The 6,401-nt window shown below is 34.5% G+C and carries 5 protein-coding genes, 1 tRNA gene and 1 pseudogene; all 7 read left to right on the forward strand.

What is annotated here, in order from left to right:
* On the forward strand, positions 1 to 660 hold a 660-nt coding region (locus tag C240_RS11245), incomplete at its 5' end, for a YitT family protein (protein WP_271495707.1).
* Positions 661 to 680: 20 nt separating this feature from the next.
* Positions 681 to 1,712, forward strand: coding sequence for a SepM family pheromone-processing serine protease (locus tag C240_RS11250; protein WP_271495712.1), 1,032 nt, complete (start codon positions 681 to 683; stop codon positions 1,710 to 1,712).
* Between the two features lie 148 nt (positions 1,713 to 1,860).
* Positions 1,861 to 3,582 carry a glycerophosphodiester phosphodiesterase gene (locus C240_RS11255; RefSeq protein ID WP_271495721.1) on the forward strand — a complete coding sequence of 574 codons (1,722 nt, stop codon included), beginning with the start codon at positions 1,861 to 1,863 and terminating at the stop codon, positions 3,580 to 3,582.
* A 138-nt stretch (positions 3,583 to 3,720) separates the two neighbouring features.
* A tRNA-Lys gene (locus C240_RS11260) sits at positions 3,721 to 3,793 on the forward strand.
* Positions 3,794 to 4,086: 293 nt separating this feature from the next.
* Positions 4,087 to 5,212, forward strand: a pseudogene (locus C240_RS11265) (IS3 family transposase).
* A gap of 371 nt (positions 5,213 to 5,583) precedes the next feature.
* Positions 5,584 to 5,871, forward strand: coding sequence for a TIGR04197 family type VII secretion effector (locus C240_RS11270; protein WP_271495715.1), 288 nt, complete (start codon positions 5,584 to 5,586; stop codon positions 5,869 to 5,871).
* On the forward strand, positions 5,871 to 6,257 hold the full coding sequence (locus C240_RS11275) for a DUF3958 family protein (protein ID WP_271495718.1): 387 nt from the start codon (positions 5,871 to 5,873) through the stop codon (positions 6,255 to 6,257). The genes C240_RS11270 and C240_RS11275 overlap by 1 nt, the downstream gene beginning before the upstream one ends.
* The last annotated feature ends 144 nt before the right edge of the window (positions 6,258 to 6,401 follow it).

Raw genomic sequence — 6,401 nt, forward strand, 5'->3', positions numbered from 1 at the left:
CTTATGTTGATACTGACATTTTTCTTTTTAGGAAAACCAGTTTTTGTTAGAACGGTAATTGGTAGTATTTTATTACCTCTTTCACTAGCAGTCGTTCCAGAAATTATGGTAACTTCGGATCGTTTATTATCAGTTATTTTCGGTAGTGCGATTTTCGCTTTAGGTGTGGCTATTCTTTATAAAATCGGCGCTTCCAGCGGAGGAACAACAATTCCTCCGTTGATTTTCAAAAAGTATTTTGGAATCAGTACCTCGATTGGATTGTTAGTTACAGACTCTGTCATTGTGATTTTTAATATTTTTGTTTTTGGTTTTGAAGAGTTCTTATTTGCTATCTTATCATTAGTGATAACATCGATTGTAATGAACTATATTGAAACTGGATTAAAACGAAGAAAAGCAGTTATGATTATGAGTGAAGATCATATCGAAGAAATCAAACAAGCTTTGCTGGATAATGTAAGTCGGGGAATTACAGTGTTTTCCGTTTCAGGTGGTTATACAGGAAATGAAAAAAATATGTTGATGATTATATTAAGTAATCAAGAATATCCGACAGTTTTAAACATTATGGAAGGGATCGACAAAAAAGCTTTCATAATTGCTTATAATGTTTCTGAAGTTCATGGAGTTGGTTTTACCTATCAGCCAATCGAATAATAAATTGGAGCGAATGAATAATGAAAAAGAAAAAAATAGCGATCATTGTACTGAGTATTATTATGGTTAGCATTTTCTTTTTTTGGCGGACACCGTTGTTGATACGAGGCCCGGGGACTATAATCGGCTTGGAAAATAGTGTGGCAGTAAACGAGCAAAAAGATCAACAAGCTGGGGCTTTTTTTGTTACAACTGTTCAAACAAGATCTGCCACAATTGCTGAAATGGTTGCTACACTTAATGATCCGTTTAGAGAAATCGTAAATCAAGAAACTGCAAATGATGGATTGCCAACTAATGTTTCTAGACTGATTCAACGTAATTCAATGAATACATCTCAAAATATTGCCAAAAAGGTTGGTTTGGATTTAGCGGATAAAGAAGCATCTATCCAATATCAAGGTGCATTTGTTCTAATGGTTTCCAAAAATTCGCCCTTTTACAAGAAATTAATGCCGGGAGATATTGTTTTGGCGATAGATCAGCAACCAGTTGAAGAGTCTCAAGAAATAAGTGCATACCTACAAAAACAGCAGCCAAATAGCAAAGTTACTTTAGTGATTCAACGCCAAGGTTCTAAACAAAATGTTACCGGAGAAGTAATCTATAATGAAAGTACCGAAATGAATAGTTTGGGTATTCAATTTATGGATCAGACAAGATTGATTAGTGATGTTCCGGTAGCGATTGATTTGGGTGCTGTCGGTGGACCCTCAGCTGGCTTGATGTTTACCTTACAGGTCTACACATTAGCTTCTGAGAATAATTTGAGAGCTGGGCGGAATATAGCAGGAACAGGTGCGGTTACGTTGACTGGTGCCGTGACTCGAGTAGGTGGCATTGCAGAAAAAGTTTATGCTGCAGATCAAGCTGGTGTTGATGCTTTTTTAGTTCCAGATGATGAACTATCAGAAGAACTGCGTAAAAATTTTCCTGATATCCAGACAAATTATCAAGAAGCGTTAGATGCTGCTGAAAAATTAAATACAGATATGGAAATTGTACCTATAAAAAATGTTCAAGATGCGATTGACTGGTTAAAAGCTAAATAAAGAGACGAAAACAGCTGCATAGGAAAAGTAGCAAATTTTTTCTTATGCAGGATTTTTTTATTTCAAAAATAAATTGTAGAAAGCAAGTAAGAGGAGCGACAAAAGGAAAGAGTACCGTGCAGTAATAGCAAGCATAAAAAATGCTTGGATTTATAAAGAAAACTATTTAAAAAGTTTTTTGGTTTTAGGTGCTATTAGAATCTTACTCGTAATGCCAATTTTGACTTTTCTTTTCTATAAAGTTTTAGAGGTTTCTGAGATACAAGGAATCACAGAAACAACTATTATAAGTGTCTTAAGCAAACCCTTGTCACTTTTACTACTTTTCGTCGTTATGATAGTATCTTTATTTTTTATCTATTGTGAAGTAGGTTATCTCTTTCTTTTAAGCCGTTTACAAATGAGTGAAGAACGTATTAGTTTTAAGCAAATCCTTATACTGCTTGGTAAAAAAGCCTTTTATTTTTTGAGTTATCAGCTATTATTCTTTTTTGTCTACTTTATTTTAATTTTACCAATCGCCTTATTTGGCTTAAATCCAACTACGACTCAATCATTACGAGTTCCTCATTTTATTACGGATGAATTAATGAAATCTTCTATAGGGACATTTATATACATTTTTGTTTTATTGTTAATCTTTTATATAAGCATGAAATTACTATATACAGTACCGTTTTTTGTGCTTGATCAAAAAATGACAATCGGACAAGCCATGAAAAAAAGTTGGTCGAGAACGAAAGGACAGATTTTAAAAAATACAATTACTTTTGGACTTATTTTAATCATACATAGTTTTGTGATTGGAATCGGAATTCTACTATTTTTACTGCCTGTAATTTTAGCGGAAACAAAATTTATTGCCGCAGCACCATGGGTTTCAGGTTTTATGCTGACATGTATTCAATGGTTTTTATTTATGGGCTATGGGATGCTTCAAGTGGTTTTCACTGAATTGATTTTGAGATTTTCGAATATAATTTCGGAGCAAAGTAGCGAGAAAATGGTATCCCATCTATTTCCTAAAATATCTGGAAAGTATCCAATCATCGTTCTTATTCTTATTTTTATGATAATGGGCATTAGTAATACTGGAATTCTTAGTCAAATAATTTACCAGCCCAGCACATTGATTATTGCTCATCGTGGCGATACAGCAAATGGCGTTGAAAATACAATATCCTCACTTAAATCAGCAGCTGAAATTGGAGCAGATTTTGTAGAAATGGATGTGCAGGAAACGAAAGATCAGAAATTTGTGGTTTTTCATGACTATACTTTGCGGAGGTTGGCCAATCGTTCAGAATCAATTTCTGATTTAACCTTAGCAGAATTACAAGAAATTACTGTCAGCAGCGGCAGTTTTTCCGACAAAATCCCATCTTTAGAAGAATATATTGAGGTAGCAAAAAAAGAGCACGTAAAGCTGCTGATCGAAATTAAACTTCATGGGAATGAATCTGCAGATATGGAAAAAAATCTCGTAGAACTTTTGCAAAAAGAAGGGGTAACAAGAGATTATTTAGTTCAAGGTTTGAACGGAGAAACAGTAAAACGTGTAAAAGAATTAGATCCTACGATTAAAACAGGCTATTTAGTCGCACTAAATATAGGAAACTTACCTGAAATAGAAGCTGATTTTTTAGTTTTAGAAGAGTTTTCATTCACTACTCGTTTGCTTGAACAAGCAAGGGAGCAAGGGAAAACCGTTTTTGTTTGGACTGTTAACAGAGAGAATCTTATGAGAAAATACCTTCGTTTAGATATCGACGGGATGATCACCAACTATCCTCAAACAGCTTTACAACTAAGAGCAAATTTTGATAAAGAGCACACCCTTACAGCTCGGATAAAGGCTTTAATCGAATAACAAGAAAACAAAAGCTAGAGTAAAAACAAGAAGATTAACTATATAATGAGCTAAGTAAGAAAGTAAAAATCAAACTATCTCATTATTGCATTTCACTTTTTCAAGTGGTAGAATAATCAAGTAGTTAACAATTTGTTTGGGTCGTTAGCTCAGTTGGCAGAGCAGCTGACTCTTAATCAGCGGGTCATGGGTTCGAGCCCCTTACGACCCATTGGGTGCCAAACCCACGAGAATGGTATTCTATCGGCGTTTTAGGACGTTTAGAAGATGGAGTATGCATTCTCTTTTTTTGTGTATTTTGATTGTGTGGGACTAAAAAATACTACTTATAAATAGTTAGTTAATTTTTTTGTTATTTTAAATTAAGTCGTCTAGTTTATCGCTCATTGATTTTTGCTTGTTAGGATAGAGATGTCCATATGTGTTGGTGTTAGTATCAAATCTTAGACAACTTTTCGTAGAGACAAAAATAAATTAAACTTATCTACGAGAGGATGAATTTTTATGACCCGATATGAAGAAAATTTTAAACAGATGATTGTTGAACTGAACCAAACTGGACGTTCTGTTCGAGGATTAGCGAAAGAATATGGCGTATCTGAAGCGACGATTTACAAATGGAAGAATTTATATTTACCAAATCAGTCCACAGGACTGACTGGAAGAGAAGCGGCTGAACTGAAAAAAGAAAATGCTCGATTGAAAGAAGAACTTGAAATATTAAAAAAGCCGCAGCCATATTCTCTCGAAAGACCTAAATTCGCTTGTTCAATTTATTGAAAAATGGTGTAAGGATTACACTGTTTCTTTGTTGTGTCGGCTGTTAGAAATCCCTAGAAGCGTCTACTATTTCCATAAAAATAAATCGTTGACAGCTACAGAAATCAGAAATAATAAGTTGAAAAAGAAGATTTCAACCATCTTTTTTACGAATAAACACCGCTATGGTGCCACAAAAATTCATCAAGTTTTATTAAAAGAAGGGAGTTCAGTATCTCTTAAGGATGTCCAAAAGCTAATGAAACAATTAAATTTAAGGTCGATTGTAGTTAAAAAATATAGCCCCCAAAGGTCTAATCAACCAATTATTTCAAAAGAAAACCTCTTACATCAGGACTTTTCTACTCAAACGATCTGTGAGAAATGGGCAGCTGACATTATTTACATTCCTACCAAGAAAAATGGGTGGTGTTACTTATCTTCAATCATGGATTTGCACACGAAAAAAATTATTAGCTATACATTTTCAAAACGAATGACTGTGGTTTGTGTCATCCGAACATTGAATAAAGCAAAACTATAATATCACATTCCAAAAGGAATGATTCTATACACTGACTTGGGTAGCCAGTACACAGCAAGAGAAGTGGAACAATGGCTTGAAACCAACAAAATAAGACATTCCTATAGTCGAAAAGGAACGCCTTATGATAATGCAGGAATCGAATCTTTCCATGCCTCATTGAAAAAGGAAGAAGTATAAACAACAAGTTACTCAGATTTTGAAGAAGCAAATCAAGCTTTATTTAGCTACATTGAAGGATTTTATAATCGAAACCGAATTCACAGCTCAATTAACTATTTTACTCCGCAGGAGTTTGAAGAGCTGGCAAAAGAAAAACTGGTGTAATCGTCTCTACTAAATTGTGTCCAAGATCTTGACTCAAATCCAGTTAGCTCTAGTGTTAGCATTTATTACTTTTTCTATTTGTTTTTACTAGGAACTAGGTGGTTTAAAGAGAAGCTATTGTAATATATGCGTTTCTATCAATCTTACTTTGTACGGATGAATTAAAAAAGTATTACTGTTCTTAGCAAGTATCTTTATTTAATTTACTATACTTGAAGTAAAATAAGCTCTATCAAGTCAAATAGCCTAGCTAAACTGGGAAATTAAATTGTGACTTAAATATATATAAATAATACATTGAATCGTAAATATAATTGTTATTGTACCTGTACTTTGCTATACTTTTCTTAAACTAAGAAAAGGGGACTCACATGACGATTAATAGTAACTCAAGTATTGCTGGGGGAGTATCTGCTTCCTTCAGTAAATCTGCAAGTGCTTTAAATAGCCTCTCTATTTCTGTCGGTTCTGGACAAATAAATGTGGCTGGGAATGGAACTGCAATCACTAGCTTTTCAAGTTTTCAATCAAGCGTAAAAGCCGTTTCTAACAGTGTGGTGACAGCTGGGGATAATATTAACTCTGTTGCCAAAGAGTTTGAACGGATTGACCAAAAAATCGCCCAATTACCTAACCTATCCTTTGGAGGTATGAGGTAATGGAACTAACACCGCAACAACTCTTTGAAGATAAAAACCATCAGTTTGGAAACCAACTGGAAGAATTACAAGATGCACAGCTAGACAACAAAAAGGCACTAAGAAACCTAGAGAATCTACAAGAACGATTTCACTTGTTACAGCAACAAGAACAAAAAGTTTATCAAGGATCATTGAATGAGGTAGATCCAGAAGAACGATCTTTTTTCGAAGAACGTCATGATGAAGGACTTCATTTATCACGAAAAATCCAACAAGAGCTTGAAGAGGATCGAGAACAATTAGAACAAGAGCGAAGAAATTTGTTCGAAAAAGAAGAGTCCGTAAATGCAGCTCATAAAGCCTTCCTAAAAACCGAGAGGGAGGCGACTAGCAGTGGGGCTTAAATTTGTCGTATCAGAAGCACAAACAAGAAGTACAAAAGCTTCACAAGCTAGTGGTCAGGCACAACAAGCAGCCGCAGCGTTACAACAAAGTATTCAAACTTTTCTATCAGCGCCGTTATCTAGTAAAGCCTATGATTCGGCAAA

The sequence above is a fragment of the Enterococcus sp. 5H genome (assembly GCF_028128615.1).
Lineage (GTDB): Bacteria > Bacillota > Bacilli > Lactobacillales > Enterococcaceae > Enterococcus_L.

Coding starts and splice junctions, on each gene's coding strand:
- C240_RS11275 (WP_271495718.1), top strand. CDS start 5,871: ATGGAACTAACACCGCAACAACTCTTTGAAGATAAAAACCATCAGTTT.
- C240_RS11250 (WP_271495712.1), top strand. CDS start 681: ATGAAAAAGAAAAAAATAGCGATCATTGTACTGAGTATTATTATGGTT.
- C240_RS11270 (WP_271495715.1), top strand. CDS start 5,584: ATGACGATTAATAGTAACTCAAGTATTGCTGGGGGAGTATCTGCTTCC.